The organism is Burkholderia sp. WSM2230 (assembly GCF_000472445.1).
Lineage (GTDB): Bacteria > Pseudomonadota > Gammaproteobacteria > Burkholderiales > Burkholderiaceae > Paraburkholderia.
This window is the reverse complement of record NZ_AXAJ01000005.1, coordinates 194,287-214,510: the sequence shown is the minus strand read 5'-3', so window position 1 is coordinate 214,510 and position 20,224 is coordinate 194,287. Positions and strand designations below refer to the sequence as shown.

The 20,224-nt window shown below is 62.6% G+C and carries 19 protein-coding genes; 6 read left to right on the top strand and 13 right to left on the bottom strand.

The window, feature by feature from the left end; translation table 11 throughout:
• Nucleotides 1-86 precede the first annotated feature (86 nt).
• On the top strand, nucleotides 87-665 hold the full coding sequence (locus A3AC_RS0112840; RefSeq protein WP_025599298.1) for a DUF4337 domain-containing protein: 579 nt from the start codon (nucleotides 87-89) through the stop codon (nucleotides 663-665).
• Nucleotides 666-677: 12 nt separating this feature from the next.
• Nucleotides 678-1,295, top strand: coding sequence for a LysE family translocator (locus A3AC_RS0112835; protein ID WP_025599297.1), 618 nt, complete (start codon nucleotides 678-680; stop codon nucleotides 1,293-1,295).
• A gap of 89 nt (nucleotides 1,296-1,384) precedes the next feature.
• Here A3AC_RS0112835 and A3AC_RS0112830 read toward each other — a convergent pair whose 3' ends face one another.
• The 4 genes from A3AC_RS0112830 to A3AC_RS0112815 form a co-directional block, all read right to left on the bottom strand.
• Nucleotides 1,385-2,659: an RNA polymerase sigma factor gene (locus A3AC_RS0112830; protein WP_025599296.1), complete on the bottom strand. Its 1,275-nt coding sequence runs from the start codon at nucleotides 2,657-2,659 to the stop codon at nucleotides 1,385-1,387.
• A 4-nt stretch (nucleotides 2,660-2,663) separates the two neighbouring features.
• A complete protein-coding gene (locus A3AC_RS0112825) occupies nucleotides 2,664-3,071 on the bottom strand; it encodes a VOC family protein (protein WP_025599294.1) in 408 nt (135 codons plus the stop codon).
• 30 nt (nucleotides 3,072-3,101) lie between these two features.
• On the bottom strand, nucleotides 3,102-3,515 hold the full coding sequence (locus tag A3AC_RS0112820) for a YciI family protein (protein ID WP_025599293.1): 414 nt from the start codon (nucleotides 3,513-3,515) through the stop codon (nucleotides 3,102-3,104).
• A gap of 142 nt (nucleotides 3,516-3,657) precedes the next feature.
• The gene (locus tag A3AC_RS0112815; RefSeq protein WP_025599292.1) at nucleotides 3,658-4,011 is read right to left on the bottom strand and encodes a YciI family protein; all 354 of its coding nucleotides are present in this window, start codon (nucleotides 4,009-4,011) and stop codon (nucleotides 3,658-3,660) included.
• A 407-nt stretch (nucleotides 4,012-4,418) separates the two neighbouring features.
• Between A3AC_RS0112815 and A3AC_RS0112810 the strand changes: the two genes are divergently transcribed.
• The gene (locus A3AC_RS0112810; protein WP_232231935.1) at nucleotides 4,419-6,344 is read left to right on the top strand and encodes a hypothetical protein; all 1,926 of its coding nucleotides are present in this window, start codon (nucleotides 4,419-4,421) and stop codon (nucleotides 6,342-6,344) included.
• 58 nt (nucleotides 6,345-6,402) lie between these two features.
• Here A3AC_RS0112810 and A3AC_RS0112805 read toward each other — a convergent pair whose 3' ends face one another.
• Both A3AC_RS0112805 and A3AC_RS0112800 read right to left on the bottom strand, forming a co-directional pair.
• Complete coding sequence (locus A3AC_RS0112805) at nucleotides 6,403-6,876, bottom strand: hypothetical protein (RefSeq protein ID WP_025599289.1); 474 nt, start codon at nucleotides 6,874-6,876, stop codon at nucleotides 6,403-6,405.
• A gap of 897 nt (nucleotides 6,877-7,773) precedes the next feature.
• Nucleotides 7,774-8,043 carry a DUF1488 domain-containing protein gene (locus A3AC_RS0112800; protein ID WP_013342254.1) on the bottom strand — a complete coding sequence of 90 codons (270 nt, stop codon included), beginning with the start codon at nucleotides 8,041-8,043 and terminating at the stop codon, nucleotides 7,774-7,776.
• A gap of 894 nt (nucleotides 8,044-8,937) precedes the next feature.
• On the opposite strand from A3AC_RS0112800, the gene A3AC_RS0112785 reads away from it, so the two are divergent.
• Nucleotides 8,938-9,411 carry a GNAT family N-acetyltransferase gene (locus A3AC_RS0112785; RefSeq protein WP_025599285.1) on the top strand — a complete coding sequence of 158 codons (474 nt, stop codon included), beginning with the start codon at nucleotides 8,938-8,940 and terminating at the stop codon, nucleotides 9,409-9,411.
• A 35-nt stretch (nucleotides 9,412-9,446) separates the two neighbouring features.
• Nucleotides 9,447-9,797: a DOPA 4,5-dioxygenase family protein gene (locus tag A3AC_RS0112780; protein ID WP_025599284.1), complete on the top strand. Its 351-nt coding sequence runs from the start codon at nucleotides 9,447-9,449 to the stop codon at nucleotides 9,795-9,797.
• 19 nt (nucleotides 9,798-9,816) lie between these two features.
• Here A3AC_RS0112780 and A3AC_RS0112775 read toward each other — a convergent pair whose 3' ends face one another.
• A complete protein-coding gene (locus A3AC_RS0112775; protein WP_025599283.1) occupies nucleotides 9,817-10,128 on the bottom strand; it encodes a high-potential iron-sulfur protein in 312 nt (103 codons plus the stop codon).
• 65 nt (nucleotides 10,129-10,193) lie between these two features.
• Entirely contained in the window at nucleotides 10,194-10,907 is a 714-nt protein-coding gene (locus tag A3AC_RS0112770; RefSeq protein WP_025599282.1) for a nitroreductase, read from the bottom strand.
• A 206-nt stretch (nucleotides 10,908-11,113) separates the two neighbouring features.
• Between A3AC_RS0112770 and A3AC_RS0112765 the strand changes: the two genes are divergently transcribed.
• Nucleotides 11,114-12,109 carry an aldo/keto reductase gene (locus tag A3AC_RS0112765; RefSeq protein ID WP_025599280.1) on the top strand — a complete coding sequence of 332 codons (996 nt, stop codon included), beginning with the start codon at nucleotides 11,114-11,116 and terminating at the stop codon, nucleotides 12,107-12,109.
• A gap of 49 nt (nucleotides 12,110-12,158) precedes the next feature.
• Here A3AC_RS0112765 and A3AC_RS0112760 read toward each other — a convergent pair whose 3' ends face one another.
• The 5 genes from A3AC_RS0112760 to A3AC_RS0112740 form a co-directional block, all read right to left on the bottom strand.
• Complete coding sequence (locus tag A3AC_RS0112760; protein ID WP_025599278.1) at nucleotides 12,159-12,728, bottom strand: YbhB/YbcL family Raf kinase inhibitor-like protein; 570 nt, start codon at nucleotides 12,726-12,728, stop codon at nucleotides 12,159-12,161.
• 35 nt (nucleotides 12,729-12,763) lie between these two features.
• Nucleotides 12,764-13,564 (bottom strand): ROK family protein, encoded by an 801-nt coding sequence (locus tag A3AC_RS0112755; RefSeq protein WP_025599277.1) that lies wholly within the window; start codon nucleotides 13,562-13,564, stop codon nucleotides 12,764-12,766.
• Nucleotides 13,565-13,599: 35 nt separating this feature from the next.
• Entirely contained in the window at nucleotides 13,600-15,219 is a 1,620-nt protein-coding gene (zwf, locus tag A3AC_RS0112750) for a glucose-6-phosphate dehydrogenase (RefSeq protein ID WP_025599276.1), read from the bottom strand.
• A 100-nt stretch (nucleotides 15,220-15,319) separates the two neighbouring features.
• Entirely contained in the window at nucleotides 15,320-18,163 is a 2,844-nt protein-coding gene (locus tag A3AC_RS0112745) for an MGH1-like glycoside hydrolase domain-containing protein (protein WP_025599275.1), read from the bottom strand.
• Between the two features lie 51 nt (nucleotides 18,164-18,214).
• A complete protein-coding gene (locus A3AC_RS0112740) occupies nucleotides 18,215-20,194 on the bottom strand; it encodes an amylo-alpha-1,6-glucosidase (RefSeq protein WP_025599273.1) in 1,980 nt (659 codons plus the stop codon).
• Nucleotides 20,195-20,224 lie beyond the last annotated feature (30 nt).

Sequence of the window (20,224 nt, the reverse complement as noted above, 5' to 3'; positions counted from 1 at the left end):
GGCACACCGCATCACACGCTAATATTGAGGCCACCGGGCACACGCGACGCCCGGACACGACAAGAGAGTTTGCCTCGGAGAATCTGATGTCTGAAGAGTATGAAGTGCATGGTCCGCACGACCACGCGGTGCAGCACGCCGGCCACCACGACGCGGACTCCTTCGGGAGCCGCATGGCCGTCATCACGGCAGTGCTCGCGACAATCGGCGCGCTGTGCGCCTATCAAAGCGGGAATAGCGAAAACCTCGCGCTCTACTACAAGAACGAGGCCGCGATCAAAAAGACCGAAGCGGCGAATCAATGGAGCTACTACCAGGCCAAGGGCGAGAAACAGAACCTTGCCGAACTCGGCGCGGCGCTGTCTACCGATAATTCCGAGGCGCACGCAAAATTTGTCGCCGACGTGGACAAATACAAGCAGCAGAAAGAGCCGATTCGCGCGAAAGCCGAAGCAATCGAAAAAGAAGTGCTCGACAACGACGGGAAAAGCGAAGCGCTGCTGCATGGTCACCATCGCTGGGCGCAGGCCACCACGCTGATTCAGGTCGCCATTGCGTTGTGCGCAATCACCTTGCTGACGCGCAAGAAGTGGCTTCGCAACGTTTCTTTTGTGGTCGCGCTGGCGGGCGTCGCGACCGGCGCACTCGCCTTTTTCTCAGCTTGATAGGAGCCTGGCGTGGTTGATAGTGCAGCCGTTCTCGGCGTGTTGTCCGTATATGTGGCCGGCGTGGTGATTCCCGGCCCGAACTTCGTCGCGGTCGCGCACAAGGCGGCGTCGGCCACGCGCGTCGAAGCGCTCGGGGTAGTGGCGGGCATTGTGCTCGTCAATCTCTTTTGGGCGAGTTGCGCGATTCTGGGTGTCGGCATTGTGTTTGCAGCGTTCCCCTGGCTCGCGTTTGCCGTGAAGGTGGCAGGCGCGGCTTATCTGCTGTGGTTCGGCGGGCGGCTGATCTTCAAAGCTTCGGCAGGCAAGCCCCAGCAGACAATTCAAGCACCCGCCGGCAGCATCCGTCAGGCGTTTGCGCAAGGCTTCGCGACCAATATTGCGAATCCGAAGTCGGTTGCCTTTTTTGCCGCAGTGTTTTCGTCGGCGGCGCCGCCGCATGAGAGCGTCGGCACCTTTCTCGCGATGCTCGGCATGGTGTTCGTCGTGGCAAGCAGCTGGTATGGCTTTGTCGCGCTAACCTTGTCGCATGTGCGCATCGCGTCGGCATATCGGCGCAGCAAGGCATGGGTCGACCGCGTGTGCGGCGGCGTGATTATCGCGCTGGGTGTGCGCCAACTCGTTCGGTAACGGCTTTCGCAGGACGCTCGCTGGTCCATGCCGGTTGCCGCGCGCCAGCCCGGCGCGCGGCGAGTTTATGCGCACAAACTGGCCGGGGCCTACTGCATCACTGACCGCGCGCGTTCAAGCAGCAACTCGCGTTCGCGTGCATTGCGCGTCATCGCGGCAGCGCGTTGGAACTCCGCACGCGCTTCATCCATGCGACCGAGCTTGGCGAGCAGATCGCCACGCACGCTCGGCAGCCAGTGATAGTTCGCGAGCGTGGCATCGGCGGCGAGTGCATCCACGATTTCAAGTCCAGCCGCCGGCCCGAATGCCATGCCCACCGCGACCGCGCGGTTCAATTCGACAACCGGCGAAGGCGCCACCTGCGCCAGCGCGTCGTACAGCGCGACAATCTGCGCCCAATCCGTCTCTTCCGCCTGATGCGCGCGTGCATGACACGCAGCCAGCGCCGCTTGCAACGCATACGGCCCGCTCGCGCCGCCCAACGCGTGCGCCGTGCTGAGCGCGGCCAGCCCGCGGCGAATCAGAAGCGGGTTCCACCGGCTACGATCCTGGTCGAGCAACAGCACCGGGCGCCCCTGCGCGTCGGTGCGCGCGTGCATGCGCGAAGCCTGAATCTCCATTAACGCGACGAGGCCGTGCACTTCGCTTTCGTCGGGCACCAGGCCGCTCAGCACGCGCCCAAGCCGCAGCGCTTCCTCGCAGAGCGCCGGACGCATCCAGTCGTCGCCGGCCGTTGCGGAATATCCTTCGTTGAAAATCAGATAGATCACTTGCAACACCGACGCGAGCCTCGGCGCGCGCGCCTCGGCCTGCGGCACCTCGAACGGCACCTTCGCCGCCGACAGCGTGCGCTTCGCCCGCACGATTCGTTGCGCGATGGTCGGCTCGGGCACGAGGAACGCGCGCGCGATTTCGTCGGTCGTCAGGCCGCCGAGCAGGCGCAGCGTGAGCGCGACGCGGGCGTCCGTCGACAACACCGGATGACAGGCGGTGAACACGAGCCGCAGCAGGTCGTCGCCGATGTCGTCGGCACGCGCGGCGTCGAGTGCATCCACGAAATCGGGCACGAGATGGGCCTCGAGCGCGTCCATGTCGTGGCCGAGTTCCTGGCGCTTACGTGCGTGCAGCGCTTCCTGCCGCAAGCGGTCGAGCGCGCGATTTTTTGCGGTCGCCATCAGCCACGCTCCGGGATTGTCGGGTACGCCCGCGTCGGGCCAGTGCTCGAGCGCCGAGACCAGCGCGTCTTGCGCCAGTTCTTCGGCAAGCCCGACGTCGCGCACCATCCGCGCGACGTGGGCGATGACCTTGGCGGACTCGATCCGCCAGACAGCCTCGATAGCACGATGAGTGGCCAGTTTCGTCACAGGGTCAGCCCGCCGCCTTGGCGTTCGGGTCCATATAGATCAGTTCCCAGATATGGCCGTCGATGTCTTCAAACCCGTGGCCGTACATGAAGCCGTAGTCCTGCGGCGCGCGCGGCACGCTGCCGCCCGCGGCGACCGCTTTTGCGACCAGCGCGTCGACTTCGCCGCGGCTTTCGCAAGACAGGCCTACGAGCGCTTCCGTACTTTCCTTCGGATCACAAAGCGATTTGCGCGTGAACGACTTGAAGAGATCTTTCACCAGCAGCATCGCGTAAAGATTCTCACCGAGGACCAAACACGCCGCCTGCTCGTTAGTGAATTGCGGATCGAAGCGGAAACCGAGCGAGCTGAAAAATGCCTTCGATCGTTCGAGATTGCCGACGGCGAGATTCACGAAGATTTGTTTGTGCATGATTAAATCCAATAATCGGTTGGCGGCAAATCAGCGACGACCCGCTTCAAGCTCGCGGAAACGCTCCAGTTCCGGGCTCGGCTCAAAGTCCTCCAGTTCGAAGAGTTGCCGCACTTCGATTTCGCCATCGGCGTATTCGCCGAACGGCGCGGGAAAACGCCGCGCCCATTCCATCGCTTCTTCGCGCGATCGCACCTGGATCAGCGTGTAACCGGCGATCAGCTCCTTGGTTTCCGCGAACGGGCCGTCGATCACCGAGCGCTGGCCGCCGCTGTAGCGAACGCGCCATCCTTTCGAGCTCGGCTGCAAGCCGGTGGCGTCGAGCAAGACGCCGGCTTTCGCGAGTTCTTCGTGATATGCGCCCATTGCGGCCATCAAGGACGCTTCGGGCATTTCGCCCGCTTCGCTTGCGGCAGTCGCTTTAACCAGGATCATGAATCGCATCGCCGTTACTCCGTTTGTCGTGAGTGTTGAGATTGAGCGCGGCGCGTTGGCCGCTCTTACTCACACGACGGGCAATGCAGAAGCGATTCGACAAATAGGTCGCGCCGCCTGGGGAAAACCCCGAGCAAAAAGAATCCCTCGCTTACATGAAGCACGGGCCGAGCTTGCGTACTTCGACGGTGCACCATGTCGCCGCCGGACAGGCTTGCGCAATGGCCACGGCTTCTTCGCGTGAATCGCAGTTGAGCAGGTAGAAGCCGCCGATCATTTCTTTTGCTTCGGCGAACGGCCCGTCGAGCAGTTTCGGCTGGCCGCCGCGGACCTGGACGCGCACGGCGTCGTTTGATGAAGTCAGCGCCTCGGCCGCCAGCAGTTTGCCGCGCTCCTTGAGGTCGGCGGCGAAGCGCACCATCTGGTCGTAGACTTCGCGGCCCTTTGCCTCGCCACGCTCGGCGCGTTGTTCCGGGGGCTCGACGATCAGCAGCATATAAGACATGGTGTCTCCAATCATTACGCTGCGGACCGGTAGCCCGGCAGTCGTACAGCAGGGATTGATGGCGCCCAGCGTGGGCGCGAAAAGCCAGTCTAACAAGCGCAGATCGGTCCGGTAAAGCTGCTGCGGCGATTAATCCGCGCTTAGTCACGCGGTTTTACGAGGACTCGTAACCGCTTCGCGGCATGCGGATTTCCATTTGACGCGCGGCACAATTGCGCGGATTCAAGTATTCTCCCAACGCGCCGAGAGCCGCGATAAAACACAGAAGACTTGCACGATTCATCGGGGCAGAAACGCGAATTCAAAAACTCATACCGGCATAACCAGCCGGTTTCAAAACAAAACAAATCACATCATCGGGGAAATACATGCATCGAGTGTCAGCGCGCAGCGCCATTGCGGCCGCCGTGGCTTTTGCTTTCCTTCAACTGGGCGGGTGCGGCGGCGGCGGTTCGGGCTCAGCGTCCGGCTCGTCGACCACGCAAACTGTGACGCCGACTTCCGTGACCGGCACGGTGGCGAGCGGCAGTGCGTGGGTCGGCGCGAGCGTGACCTTGATGGACGCCACCGGGGCGCAAGCCACTGCTACCACGGACGCGCAGGGCGCCTACACGCTCGCAATCAAAGGCATGACCGCGCCGTTCCTGCTCAGCGCAACCGACGCTAGCGGCCTTTCGAGCCCGCTCGTCTCGGTGCTCGCGAAGCTGCCCAACGGAACCGCGCCCGCCGTCGCCAACATCACCACGCTGACCACCGCAATCGCCGCGATGCTGACGGCCTCGGGTAATCCGTCCGATCTCGCATCGAGCACCGCGCTCGCGAAAGTCACACTGTCGTCGGTTCAGATTGCGATCATCACGCTCGACGCAATCCTCGCGGACGTCCTTGCGGCGAACGGCGTTCAGGCAGCCGGCTTCAATCCTGTCGGCACGGCGTTCACGCCGAATCACACGGGCGCCGACGCGGTCATCGACACCGTGTCGCTCGTCGCCGGCGCCAACGGCGGCTTGCTGCTCGTTTCGAATGCCGCGCCGGGCATGACCATCGCATTGAACAAGCAGACCGGGCTATCGACGAAACTCGCCGCGCCATCGGCCGCGGCCAATTATCTGGAACCGCTCGCGTCGCTGCTGACGGCGTGCGCCGCGACGGGCACGCTGAATACGTCGTGCTCGCCCGCCATCGATGCAACTTTTCTCGAGAACGGTTCGAGCGACCTTGCAGTCGGCCACGGCTTGTCCGACGCATGGCTGACCGGCGCGCGTTTCGGTTCGCCAAAAACCCTCGCCTTCTTCACGCGCAACGGCAAGCAGCAAGCGCTCGTGCAGATTCCGTTCACGCTCGCGGACGGCACGGCAGCCGCTGTCTACAGCATCGCGCAGCAAATGGCAGCGCCGGTCGCGCTGGCTAACGGCACGCAGCTCGCCTGGGACCTGGTCGGCAATCAGTCGCAATTCGCGGTGTCGATCAATTCGCGGATTCAGCGCCGCACGTTTCTTGACATCCGGCTCAACGATGTGAACCGCTACGAGTCCGGGCTCGACATCACGATTCCGACGTCGACGAACCCAGGCGTGTACTCCGCATCCGTCAGCGGTCCGGGGCTCGCCGCGCCGGTTTGGCTGCTGCCGCGCAGCGCCACGGGCAACAGCACCCTTGCCCTCGCCGATACCGCGTTGAGCGCCGCGCCAGTGTCGCCGGCTATGAGTGCAAGCGGCACGTCCATGTATCGCTGGTCGTGGCAATCGCTGTCGTCGACGGCAAGCTTTGCGCCGCCCACTTCAAGCGGCGTGTACGCGGCGCAAGCTGTCGACGTCAGCACGGTCCAGCTCTATGCAACCTACACGGTCACGTTCTACGACAGCAACGGCGCGAAGCTCGGCCAGTCGCAGGTGATGAATCCGGGCAGCCCGCTCGGCGCGGCGGCGGGCGCGACAGTCTCGTGGCCGTCCTTGCTGTCGGATTTCACGACGCAATTTCTCACGCCTGGCGGATCGCTCGCCAGCATTCAGTACGCGATGAGCGTGAGCTGGTCGGGTCTCGTCAATGGACAGAACGTGGCTTATCCGGTGAATTCGGTGCAGATCCAGGCGTCCGGGCTGACGCTGGCGGGCGCGAGCGGCGAGATCGACGGCTTTGCGGTCGGCAAGCCGAACAACACGACGCTTGGGCAATATCAGACCACGGTCAGCGCGGGCATTGATTCGTTCGGTGCGCGTACATGTACCAATTGCCCGTTCCCCGCGTTGACGTCGGGTGCGTCGCGCGCCGTTGAACTCGGCGGTAGTCAGCAGGGAATCGGGTACTACGCCGTGACGCAATACAACAATTAACCCGCCGCGCAAAAAAACGCCCCATGTGGGGCGTTTGATCATCTTGAGCGAGCCGAGCTCACAGCACCGCGTCGGCAATCGCGTTCGTGCGCGCGGAGCGCATCAAGCCTTCGATCATGCGCGCCTGCGCGTTCGCAATCTCGCTCAACGAGGCAACCGCAAGTTGCCCGTCGAGGATCGCCAGTGCCGCGCACAGGCGTGAATATTCGTCTTCGCTCAGCGTCCAGGCGCCGGTCCGCTGCTCGCGTTCGTCGAGATGAACCATCGCGGCGTGCCCGCGCTGGATGTCGTCGAGTACATCTTCGCCGAGACCAAGACGCGCGAGTTCCTGCGACACCAACAAATGCCGGCTCAACGTCATGTGCAGATCGCGCGAGCCGTGGCCGCGCCGGAATGCGTCGAGCGCCGCATAGCACTGCAGGATCAGCGTGGCGGTGACCGGCTCGTGTGCGGTACGGCTATGGGTCAGCGCACGCAAGAGCGGCGACATGGCCGGCGAATTGTATTTGCGGACTCGCGATTTACTGGACATACGTTCAACCTCCTTCGCTAACTCCCGGCTTCATCGCCAGATCGGTACGATTTTCCGGCGACGAATGCCGCCGATGCGCCGGCGGCTCGACAGCCTCTAATGTGAGTCTGTGTAAGCATGATGGCAAGCCTTTATTAAGACCGACTTAAGCGGCGAAATTCCCGGTCGTGCACCGCACCGACAAAAAAAAGCCCTGTTCCCGCGAGAGAACAGGGCCGGACAGGATGGAAGAGTCGTGCTCGCGCGTGGATGCTCGCCGACCTGTAGCCATCGAAACCGATAGAGCTTTTGCTGCTTCTGTTGTTGCTGCTGCGAAAAAAACTTTGTTGTCAGCTTTACTGCCACTGCGAAGACTTTGGTTGCGACGTCAACTGCTACTGCGAATGCGGTTACTGCTGCTACTGCAAAAACGCTGTTGCTGGTTCAACCAACTGCTCGGACTGCAAAAACTGCGAAAAACGATTTGCTGCTGCTTCACCTGCTACTGCGCCAATTACGTTGCTTCTACTTCATGTTGCTTACTGCACTGCCGCGTCGACCACCACGGCGAACTGCCATCAACGGTACGGTTCAAAACGACGCGGGGGGAAGACCGCATCGATGGGCTCGGTGATTTGTCGCTCCATGGAAAACAGTTTATTCGAGCGAGCGCTCATGCAATTGGGCAAAAGGAAGGGATTTGCCACGCCTGTTTGACGAATGGGCGTAACAATCGGGGACGCATGTGGGAGAGCACTGCAGGAGAAGAACCGCGAGACGGGCAAGCAGGCAGCAATGCGACTGCGGCGACCACGCGCCGCCGCGCAAACTCAACGCAACACGAGACGACACAACGAAAGCGCACACAACGTCATGCCGACGCTGTGTGCGCACGCATTAATCGACATCGGCGCGACATCAGCGCGCGGCAAAGTCGCTGATGGTCAGCAGGACTTTTTCGCCCGGCCGCGCCAGCATCTTTCTTTCGGCTACGGCGGTGATGCGTTTGCGGCCATCGGCGAACGTCTTCAGCATGCGGTCTTCGGCGGCACCGCGTTGCAGCCAGAAATGCTGCTCCAGCGCTTCACGCGTGACGGCGCATTCAAGGTCCCGTCCTCGCGCCGAAAGCTGGAAAATCACCGCGCGCCCGTCTGCCGAGACGCTAGGTTCAAGCTCGATAATCTCCATGGCCCACCTCGCAAAGTTGGTTATGCCGTCCGCCCTGTTCAACGAACGACACCGAACAAAACTGAATAGACACACAAGCCCGCATGGCGCTTTCCGCTGATGAATCCGCTACTGCGCGGCCATTACATCCATCCTAAGCGAACGTGAGAGCGCGTGCATGTCTGCGTGATTTAATGGGCGCGTCGACGAAAACGCACACGCGTGCGTGAGCGCCGTCGTGCGCGGCGCGTTGCTCAACCGGCGCGACCGTTTCACACAGAAGTCATGCAATAGCGTACTCAAACCAGCGGACATCGCGTGTGTCCCGCCGCGCACTCCGCGCGACGCGGACGCAATCGCAAACCAGGAATGCGGCGGCCGCAATTCGTCGCACACCACACCGCGCGAATCGGCGAAACGCAGACAGCCTGTGTCGGGATAGAACACAGGCGTCGTCACGTCGCCGTCTATTGCGCGCGTCAGAATGTGTGGCTTCGTATTCAGCATTGTTCGTCGTGGCCAACTAGCGCCGTTGGTGGCGTTTCATACCGTTTTATGGGTCTCGGCGTGTCGCGCCGCGAGGTCCCGGACCTGCGCGCGTATCGATTCGCGGGTAGGACAAAAGCAAGGCACATGCCAATGGACGTGAAGCGCGCTGCACTCGGCTTCAGGCGCGCGCGATACAACGTGCTGGCGACGCGGCGCGCAAGCGGCAAGCATCGGCGGCGCCTGATGCATCGCGGGTAAAACCGCAACCGTGCGCGTGACTTTGGCCCGCCGCACGAACCACGACGGGAATCCATTCACTGTGCAAGCCCGCCCGCTCAAAAGCCGATGCATGGTAAAAAAGCGCTGCCGGCGTGACAATTCGCGCCCATTATTACTAACGGGCCGCGCCTCCGACACCGTCTCGACATGCCCGATCAACACCCAGCGATAAGCTTGCGCCCTGCCACCACGGACGACGAAGCGTTTCTCTTCGAGCTGCGCAAGGCGACGATGACCGGGCACCTCGCGCGTGTCGGCGAACCCACGGACGACGCCGAGCATCGCGCGCGTCTGCTGCACCGTTACGACGCGGCGCGCGTGATTTGTGTCGACGGCATGCCTGCCGGTTTGCTCAAGGCGCATCGAACAGATACCGAATGGCTGGTCGTTCAATTGCAGATCGCGCCGGCGCTGCAAGGGCGCGGCATCGGCGAGCACGCGCTGCGCACGGTGTTGCGCGCCGCCGACGCTGCCGCATTGCCCGTCGCGCTCAAGGTGCAGAAAGGCAACCCGGCGCAGCGCCTTTACGAGCGGCTCGGCTTCGAAATCGCGGGCGAAGATGAAAGAGAGTTTCACATGAGGCGTGCGCCGCGCGCGTCGGCGGAAACTGAAGCAGAATGAATGGCGGATAACTACTGACACCTCACGGACACAGCATGACTCCACGTCACATTTCAGCCATTCACAGCTGGCACGCGCATGTCTATTTCGATGCGGCGACTCGCGACCAGGCGTGGGCCTTTCGCGAGCAGATCGAAGCGCACTGGCAGGGCAAGCTGCAAATGGGCCGCTTTCACGAGCGCCCGGTCGGGCCGCACCCCATGTGGTCGTATCAGTTGGGGTTCGCGCACGAGCAGTTCGGCGACCTGATTGCCTGGCTCACGCTCAATCACGGCGCGCTCGACATCTTCGTGCATCCCAACACCGGTGACGCGTTGCGCGATCATCGCGACGCCGCGGTATGGATTGGCCGCTCGCACGAGCTCGTGCTCGATGCGTTGATCTGACGAATCCACGGCACGCCGCTCACATGTTCGTGTACGAGCTGCACCATCCGCGCGCCGCAACCTGTTTGTCGCCAAACAGCGTGCAGCCGCCGTACGTATCGGTCGCCTTGCCCTGAAACAGCGAACAGTTGCTGCACTTCTGGTCCGCTGCGTACTGCGGATATCTGGTCTTGTCGACCTTCGCCGCGTCTTCCTTGTAACCGAGCGCCCGCGCTTGCGGATCAGTTTCGCTGAGCGCATTCGCGCCGGCGCCGAACGCCACGCGTGAAAGCGCGAGCGACGAGCCGGCGCTCACGCTCATCAATAGAAAATGGCGGCGCGAAGTTTTCATTATTTTTTCTCCGATGCAGGTTGTGGGGGCATGCGCGAAAGACAAGCGCGTTTGATGGCGACGGCTCAGTCGAGGAACCGCGTGAATCGTTCAACCGGCTCGCGCTCAGTGCGAAGCGCGTTTACCGGTGCGCTTTCGTCCGCGAAACCGAGCGACATGCCGCACACCAATTGCTCCTCAGCCGAGAACCCGAGCTGCGCGGCGATCACCCGATGAAACGGGGTGAATGCAGCCTGCGGACAGGTATCGAGGCCGCGCCCGCGCGCCGCCGTCATGATGGCTTGCAGGAACATGCCGTAATCGAGCCAGCTGCCGCGTTCCATCACACGGTCGATGGTAAAGAACAGACCCACCGGCGCACCGAAGAAGCGGTAGTTCTGCGCATGCTGTTCATGCATGCGCGCCTTGTCGCTCCTGCCGATACCGAGCAGGCCGTACAGATCCCAGCCGATCTTGCGGCGGCGGTCGATATACGGCGACACCCAGTCGCGCGGGTAGTACGCATATTCCTCGCGATACAGTTCGTCGCGCTGCGGATGATCGTGCGCCGCAAGCAGCGCCTGCGACAGCCGCGCGAGCGAACCGCCCGTCAGCACATACACTTTCCACGGCTGCGTGTTCGTGCCCGACGGCGCGCGGCTTGCCACTTCGAGAATCGCCTCGATGTCGGCGCGCGGCACCGGCGTTGGGAGAAACGCGCGCACCGAGCGGCGCGTGAGCAGCGCGGCGTCAACCGGGTTGGCTGCGTGATGTGCGGCTTCGTGCGTGGGCTGTGTCATCGTTGGCATTCCGCCTGAGCGGCAGACGTATAGACTGCAACGATTCTAGCGCGAGCGGCCATCCGCACTCGGGCAAGCATGCAGCTTACGATTTGAATGCACCTTGCAGCGCCCGCGAACGCGACTATCGTTTTGCGTTTATCCTCTTTGCAGGCTTTTCGAACTGTTCTCAATCGCAATCGTTTCGTCCAATTCCGGAGTTGAGTATGCAATACCGCAAATTCGGCCGCACCGGCCTGACTGTTTCCCGCCTGTGCCTTGGCACCATGACCTTCGGCCTGCAAACCGAAGAAGACGCTTCGCGCCGCATTCTCGACACGGCTGCGGATGCCGGCGTGAATTTCATCGATACGGCCAACGTCTATCCGCTCGGTGGCGGCGAAGACATTGCGGGACGCACGGAGGAAATCGTCGGGCGCTGGCTGAAGGGCAAGCGCGACCGCTTCATTCTCGCGACCAAGGCAGTGGGCAAAATGGGCCCTTCCGCATGGGACCAGGGCGCGTCGCGCAAGCATCTGCTCGATGCAATCGACGCCTCGCTGCAGCGCCTCGGCACCGATTACGTGGACCTCTATCAACTCCATTCCGACGATGCGAATACGCCGCTCGACGAAACGCTCGAAGCGCTGGACGTGATCGTGCGCTCGGGCAAGGCGCGCTATATCGGCGTGTCGAATTTTCTTGCGTACCGGCTCGCGCGCGCGCTCGGCCGCGCGGACGTGCTGCGCGTGGCGCGCTTCGTGTCGGTGCAGCCGCGATACAACCTGCTGTTCCGCCAGATCGAACGGGAACTGCTGCCTCTCGCCGCCGAGGAGCAACTCGCCGTGATGCCGTATAACCCGCTGGCGGGCGGCTTGCTGACCGGCAAGCACAAGCTCGATGCAACGCCCGCGTCGGGCCGCTTCACCGAAAGCGTCGGCAAGGCGGGTGCGATGTATCAGGAGCGCTACTGGCATCAACGCGAGTTCGAAACCATCGAGCGCCTCAAAGCGATTGTCGCGCCGACCGGCGAGTCGCTCACGCGCGTGTCGCTTGCGTGGGTGCTCGCGAATCCGCTCATCACGTCGGCGATTATCGGTGCGAGCCGCGCCGAGCAACTGAGCGATACGCTCGCGGCATCCGAATTCGAGCTGGACGCCGAGCTGAAAGAACAGCTCGACGAAGCCAGCGTCGAATACCGTTGGGGCGACGCGGCGCGCTGATTGCCGCACCGCAGTGCATGGCGACTGGGCGCGACGCAACGTGCCGCGGTCATCGCCCGTATCTGAGCACCGTGCTGGTGGCCGCAATCACATGATCCTTCATCGCGGCCAGCAACGCGTCTCTGGTGAGGCCGGCTGGTAGCGCATCCGGCGCGAGATCGAGCGCATACACCTGCACGACATAGTGATGCGGCACGTCGCCGACCGGCGGGCACGGCCCGTAATAGCCTTGGCCGCCGGTCCGGTTGGTTCCCGCGACGCTGCCAGAAGGCGGCGCGGCACCCGCGCCCAGTGCGGTAACCGAAGGCGCAATGCCATACAGCACCCAATGCACGATGCCAAGGCCCTTTGCGCCATCGGGGTCGAAGATCGTCACGGCGTAGCTCTTCGTGCCCGCGGGCGCGTTGCGCCATTGCAGCGCGGGCGACACGTTGCCGCCGCCGCAATTGTTGGCACTGGCCGCGTGCGTCGATTGCAATGTGCCGCCATCGGCCAGACCAGGCGATGTCAACGTGAACGCCTCGGCGGCATAAGCATGCGTCACGGCGAGGGCGAGCAACGCGCCCACAGTCACGGAAACAAGGCGCCATGCCGCGCCAAGGTAAGCCCTTCGGATCATGATGCTTTGCTCCAGCTATCGCTGCCAGTCGAGGTCTATTTGAACTTGCCCGTGCGTGCATTCGCTTCGGGTAACTGCCGCGTTTCGCGCACCGACCGCGGATGCCACAGCCGCGCCCCGCCTTCAATGCCCGCGTCGTTCGAAACGGTCGCCACGTTCGCGGGCAAATCGAATTGGAGGCGCGCTGCATTGCCGCCGCCGATCCACAGCCGGTCGTAGTTCACGAGCGATTCGAGAATGCCGATCACCTTGTGAACACGCCGGTTCCAGCGTTTATTCCCGGCTTTCTCGCGCGCCGCTTCGCCGATGTACTCGTCATAGGCCACGCCCTTCTTGCTGACCGGATGATGCGCGAGTTCGAGATGAGGCATCAGTTCGCCGTCGCGAAAGAGCGCCGTGCCGGCTCCAGTGCCGAGCGTCAGCACGAATTCGATTCCCTTGCCTTCTATTGCAGCGAAGCCCTGCATTTCGGCGTCGTTGATCATGCGCACAGGCAGGCCGCCGAGTTTTTGCGCGAGCAGGTCGGCAAGCGCAAAGTTGCGCCAGCCTTCCACGCCGAAATGCGGCGCCGTCAGAATGACGTTGTTGCGGACCACGCCGGGAAAGCCGATCGACATCAACTGTGCGGGCGCCTTTGCGATGAGCGGCTCGACGAGTGTGGCCAACGCATCGACCAGTTGCTCCGGCGTGCAAGGGTGCGGCGTCGCCACGCGTACGCGCTCGGTTTGCATCTCACCGTTTGCGTTGATGATGGCCGCTTTCAAGCCGGTGCCGCCAACGTCGATTGCAAGAATCCTTTCGTTACTGGTTGCTGCCTTATCTTTGGATGTCGCCACGGTTACCCCCGTTGGTGTGGTTATGCTCAGGGCTTTCACTTCTTCTCGACTGGGTTGGTGACCAATGGCCGCCATGCGCGGCCGTCGCGTGCGAGGAGTGCATCGGCTTCCACAGGCCCTTCACTGCCGGCAGCATAGCCGTGCACTGCAATCGCGCCACCGGTTTCTGGATGCAGGACGTCGTCGACCGCGCACCAGCCCGCTTCTATGCTGTCGGCGCGCTGAAACAGTGTCTCGTCGCCGAGCATGCAGTCGTAGAGCAGCGTTTCATAGCCGACGTTCGCCCGCTCCGCGAAAAAGTCGCCATAGTCGAATGAAGACTGCACCGGGCCAATCTGCATCACCGGACCCGGCGTCTTGACGTTGAAGTCGAAGCTCGTGCCATGCGCGGGATCGATACGCAAAGTCAGCACATTCGGCGTGAGTGCGTCGACCGGCGTGTCGCGAAACAGGCGGAACGGCACGGGCTTGAGTTGCACGGAGATTTCCGTGCGCCGCGCGGCAAGCCGCTTGCCTGTGCGCAAGTAGAAAGGCACGCCGGCCCAGCGCCAGTTTTCGATGAACACGCGCGCGGCGGCATACGTTTCCGTGTTGCTGTCCGGCGCGACATCGGGCTCCTCGCGATAAGCCACGCCCGCAGGGCCCTTTTCATATTGACCGAAAACGACGTCGTTCGGTGTGAGCGGCAAGATGGCGTCGAAAATTTCGGCTTTCTTGTCGCGCACCGCTTCTGCGTCGAACGAATTGGGCGGCTCCATCGCGACCATGCCGAGCAGCTGGAACAGGTGGTTCGGCACCATGTCACGGAAGGCGCCGGTCTGCTCGTAGAACTTGCCGCGCCCTTCCACGCCGATGGTTTCGGCCGCCGTGATCTGCACGCTGTCGATATACTCGCGCCGCCACACCGGCTCGAAGAGCGCGTTGGCGAAGCGCACGGCAAGAATGCTTTGCACCGTGTCCTTGCCGAGAAAATGGTCGATGCGATAGATCTGCGATTCCTGCGCGTACGAAAGAATGTGCGCGTCCAGATCGCGCGCCGATGCGAGGTCGCTACCGAACGGCTTTTCGATCACGACGCGGCGAAAGCCACCGCCTTCTTTCAGCAACCCCGTATCGCCCAGATGCTCGACGATCGGTTTAAAGAAGCGGGAGCCGACTGCCAGATAGAAAATCACATTGCCGCCGGGTGCCTGAGCGAGCTTCTGCTGCAAACGTGCAAAGGTGTCGGGCGTCTCGAAGTCGCCGGCCATGTATTCGAGGCGTTGCGCGACCCAGCCCCACGCGTTGTCATCCAGCTTACCGGCGTGAAAGGTGCTCGCTTTGTCGGCGGCAAATTTTTGCAGCGACTGGTGCAGGTCTTCGACCCACTCGCTCGTCTCGCGCTCGCCATGGTTCACGCCGACAATCTGCATACCGCCGTCTAGCAGGCCATCAACCGCGAGGTTGTAGAGCGCGGGCATGAGAAGGCGTTTCGTCAGGTCGCCGCCCGCGCCGAAAATGACCAGCGTGCAAGGCGGCGCCGGACGTTTGCCCGCAGGCGACGCCGGCGCGCCGTGCGGACTCGCACTCACTTTGCAACTGCGCTCCGCGGCAACATTGCCGTTAGCGTCTGTCTTCGAAGGATGAGCGGCTTGAGGGTTCGGTGTAGTCGACATGGGATTCACTTGAAAAAGCCAATGAAACGGCCAATGAAACGGACGTGGCAATACTGGAAAGACCACGCCCGCACCCACACAGTTCAACCACAATACAGCTCTATTTCACCGGACTACTCGCCAATGCGGAGGCCGCCTCGTGCTCAGCCGCTGGCTCGAGCGCGGGCTCGCGCGTTGGCTCGCGCGTTGGCTCCGTGGGCCGCGCCGGAGTGGACGGCGCCATTGGAATCGGTGCGCGCCCCGGCTCGCCCGCGAGCGGCACGCTGCCCGACGCGGCCATCTCACGCGGTTGCAGCAACAATGCGACGAGCCCCGTCCAACCCGTTTGATGCGAGGCACCCACGCCGCGTCCGTTGTCGCCGTGAAAGTATTCATGGAACAGAATCAGGTCGCTGGAGCGCGGGTCCGCTTGCAGCAGCGGGTATGCGCCCATTACCGGACGCTCGCCATTCCTGTCCTTGAGGAACAGTGTCGTGGCGCGGCGCGCGAGTTCGTCGGCAATTTCGCACAATGAGAATTTCTGTCCCGAGCCTGTCGGATATTCGACGCGAAATTCGTCGCCGTAGTAGCGGTGAAATTCATAGAGCGATTCGATCAACAGATAGTTGACGGGCATCCACACCGGACCGCGCCAGTTGGAATTGCCGCCGAACACGCGGGTGTCCGATTCCGCCGGCAGATATTTGACCGTGAAGCTGTTGCCATTGTGATTGAACACAAACGGGTGATCGCGGTGGCAGCGCGACAGCGCGCGCACGCCATGATCGGAGAGAAACTCGCTTTCGTCGAGCGCACGCCGCAGCAGCGCTTTCATCCGATGTCCGCGCAAGACGGATAGCAGCAGTGCATTGCCCTTGCCGGGCTCGTTCCAGCGCGAGACCAGCTTCGCAAGGTCCGGCCGATGCTTGAGGAACCACACGAGCCGGTCGCGCAGTCCAGGCAATTCGCCATGCAGGCGCTCTTCGAGCACGTGTACCGCGAATAGTGGAATGAGTCCGACAATCGAACGCACGCGCATTGGAAGGCTGGTTCCATCGGGCAGGCGCAGCTTGTCGTAGAAGAACTCGTCCTCGCTGTCCCACAGTCCGGTATCGCAGCCGTCGTCGCAACTCACGGCTTGCGCGATGTACAGGAAGTGCTCGAAAAACTTCACGCCGATATCGACGAACACATGGTTCGCATACGCAAGCTCCAGCGCGATACGCATGAGGTCGAGCGCGTAGGCGGCCATCCACGCGGTGCCGTCGGCCTGATCGATGTGGCCGCCGGTAGGCAGCGGCGACGAACGGTCGAAAATGCCCACGTTGTCGAGGCCAAGAAAGCCGCCCTGAAAGATGTTGTGGCCGTCGGCGTCCTTGCGGTTGACCCACCACGAAAAGTTGAGCAGCAGCTTGTGAAAAATCAGCTCGAGAAAATCGCGGTCGGCCTTGCCGGTAAGTGCGCGGTCAATCTCGTACACGCGCCACGCGGCCCACGCGTGAACCGGCGGATTGGCGTCGCCGAGCGCCCATTCGTACGCGGGCAGTTGCCCATTCGGATGCTGATAGCGGTCCTTCACCAACAGCAGCAATTGACGTTTCGCAAACGCCGGGTCGATCAACGCGAACGCCGCCGCATGAAACGCGAGATCCCACGACGCGTACCACGGGTACTCCCACTTGTCCGGCATCGACACGATGTCCGCGTTGCACAAGTGCATCCAGTCCGCGTTGCGGCCACGTTTGCGCGCGGCCGGCGGTACAGGCTGCAACGGGTCGCCCTCCATCCAGCGGTGCACGTCGTACCGGTAATACTGTTTGGACCACAGCATGCCCGCGAGCGCCTGGCGCTGCACGAGGCGCGCGTCCGGGTCGTCCATGTCGCGTTGCAGCGCGCCGTAGAATTCGTCGGCTTCCGCGATACGCTTTGCAAAGAGCGCGTCGGCGTCGAGCGGCACTTCGTCAGGACTCGCCTCGGGGCGCCAGCGCATGTACACCACCGCGCGCCCATGCGGACCGAGTTCGATCGGCGCATGCGCGCCGGCCTTCGTGCCGCGATCGCGACGCACCGCTTGCTGATCGTCATGCACGAGGTAATCGTTAAAGCCGTCCTTGAAGGGCCCTTGCGCTTCCATGTTGTAGAGGCGCTTCACATTGGTGTCGTTCTCGCAGAAGAGCCATGTGATTTGCGGCGCGTCGTTCGACCACGCTGTTACGACAATCGGCGCATGTCCACGCTGATGCCCGATCAATTGCGCGTTGCCGTCATGGTCGGTGCTCGCGACAAGCGACGGCTTCTCGGTGTTCTCTTTCCACGACCACGAATTGCGCGCCCAGATCTGCGGCAGCACATCGATCGATGCGGACTCGTCCGCGCGATTCTCGATTGTCACGCGCATCACGATGTCGTCTGGCGCGTGCTTCGCGTATTCGACCTGCACGTCGAAGTAGCGCAAATCGTCGAACACGCCGGTATCGAGAATTTCGTACTCCGGCATGTCGCCCCCGCGCCGCGCGTTTTCCTCGATCAGATCCTGATACGGATAAGCGCCGTGGGGGTACTTGTAGAGCATGCGCATGTACGAATGCGTCGGCGTGCCGTCGAGATAGAAGTACAGCTCCTTCACGTCTTCACCGTGATTGCCCTGCGAATTCGTGAGACCAAAGAGCCGCTCTTTCAGGATCGGGTCCTTGCGGTTCCACAGCGCTAGCGACACACACCAGCTCAGTGTGTCGTCGCCGAAACCGGCAATGCCGTCTTCGCCCCAGCGGTACGCGCGGCTACGCGCATGATCGTGCGGAAAGTACTCCCACGCAGTGCCGTTTGCGCTGTAGTCCTCGCGCACCGTGCCCCACTGACGCTCGCTGAGATACGGGCCCCAGCGCTGCCAGTGAGCACAATCCGCCGAATGCAGACGTGAACCTTCAGTGGTGGCGAACAGATTCGCAGCGCGCAGCGGTGGCATGACAGCTTCCTTGCGTCGGGCTTGGCGGTGGGACACACATCGTAGCGCGGTTTACGCGATGTGGCGATCCAACCCGGCAAGCAGATGCTCGATGCGCAGCAGTTCACCGAGCGACCACGCCTGAAACGGCGTGCCGGCGGGCGTGTGCGGCGCGTCGCCGTCCGCGATTTCGGAAACGTGATCGAGCCCGGCGTGATCGAGATGCGCATACAGCGGATCGAGAAAACGCGTTCGAGCTTGCCTGCGGACGTCGTCCGTATTACCGCGCACGCGCAGCCACGCTTCGACGAACGGTCCGAGCAGCCACGGCCACACCGTTCCCTGATGATAGGCGCCATCGCGTTCGTACGGCGCGCCGCTGTAGCGGCCGCGATAAGCCGGGTCCGTCGGCGCGAGCGTGCGCAAGCCGAGCGGCGTCAGCAAATGCGATTCGACATGATCGACCACCGCGCGCGCCGCCGCGCCTTCGAGCAACGCAAACGGCAAGCCGCCCACCGCAAAAATCTGGTTCGGACGAATCGAGCAGTCCACCGCGCCGCTCACATGGTCGACGTCGATGTTGTCGAAAAGCGCTTGTGTCGACGGGTCGAGGAAACGTTCATGGAATGCTTGCAACGCTCGCCCGGCCGGTTGTTGCCACTGCGCGTTCCACGTTGTTGCAATGCGCAATGCGTTGATCCACAGTGCCTGCACTTCCACCGGCTTGCCGATGCGCGGCGTCACGACCCGATCGCCGACCTTTGCGTCCATCCACGTGAGCTGCATGCCGGGGACGCCAGCACAGAGCAAGCCGTCTTCCGTGGATGCCTTGATGTTAAAGCGCGTGCCTTGCGTATATCCTGTGAGGATTGCCTCGGCGGCTGCCTGGAGGCGCGCCCTCGTTGCAGCGCCCGCGTGACCTGTCGCGAGGTAGTCATGCACGGCGACAATGAACCATAGCGATGCATCCACGGAGTTGTATTCGGGCGCGTCGCCGTAATCGGGAAAGCGATTGGGCAGCATGCCCTCGGATAACGTGCCGGCCCATTCGAGCAGGATCGCTTCGGCGGCGTCGAGCCGGCCCGCTGCTATCAGTAAGCCGCGCATGGCGATGAACGTATCGCGGCCCCAATCCGTGAACCATGGAAAGCCTGCGAGTATGGTGCGGCCCTCGTTACGCTGCACGACGTATGCATCGGCGGAACGTTGCAGGCGCGAGCCGAATGCATGGCGGCGCTGCTGTTCGATTTCGCTGAGTGTTGCGGCGCGACTCGCCGCCGAAACGTTCGCAGAGATCGTATCGGATACGCTCAGCATCATCACCGCTTCGCCATCCGCCAGATCGAAGCTGAACACGCCGGGCGTCGCGAGGTCCTCGCTGAAATCGAGTCCGCGTTCGCGCTCTCGAACGTAGCAGAAGTTGCGATACCAGTCGGGCGCGTGCGCGTAGCTGCCGTTGGTCGCGACGTGAATACGCGGCACGTCGCCGTACGGTTGCCAACTCGCGCAACTCGCGTCGCTGCTGATTTGTGCGCTGAAGTTGAACGCCGCGTTTTCGTGATGCAGCGCGTGGTAGTCGCGGCCCGACAGCAAAGGCCTTACCTTCAGGATTAGCGCGCCAGGTTGCGATGCCGTTTGCGATACGGCTGGCGCACGTTGCCATCGCCAGCGCAAAAGCGTTTCGCACGTCGCCTTGCTGACGAACACTTCCGCCGTGACGAGCGTTTGCGCATTGAACTGAAAGAGCCACGTTGGCCACGGTTCGGTGGTGAATTCGAGCAGGTTCTCAGTGACGTCGGGATACAGCACGTCGGGCTCATAGCGTTGCATGCTCAACGGATAGCGCTCGCCATCCGCTTCGAGCCATGCTTCCACGCCGTTGACGAGCACCATGCGGCCACCTGGCGCGCGCGTGGCCGTCAGCAGCAACGCGTGATAACGGCGCGTGCGCAACGTGCCCACGGTGCCCGACGCAAAGCCGCCGAAGCCGTCCGCCTCCAGCCATTCATCTTCGAGGCGCGTCGTGTCCAAAGGTCGTTCAATGCGTGTCATGGCGTGAGCAATGGTGCAAGAGAAGGCGCT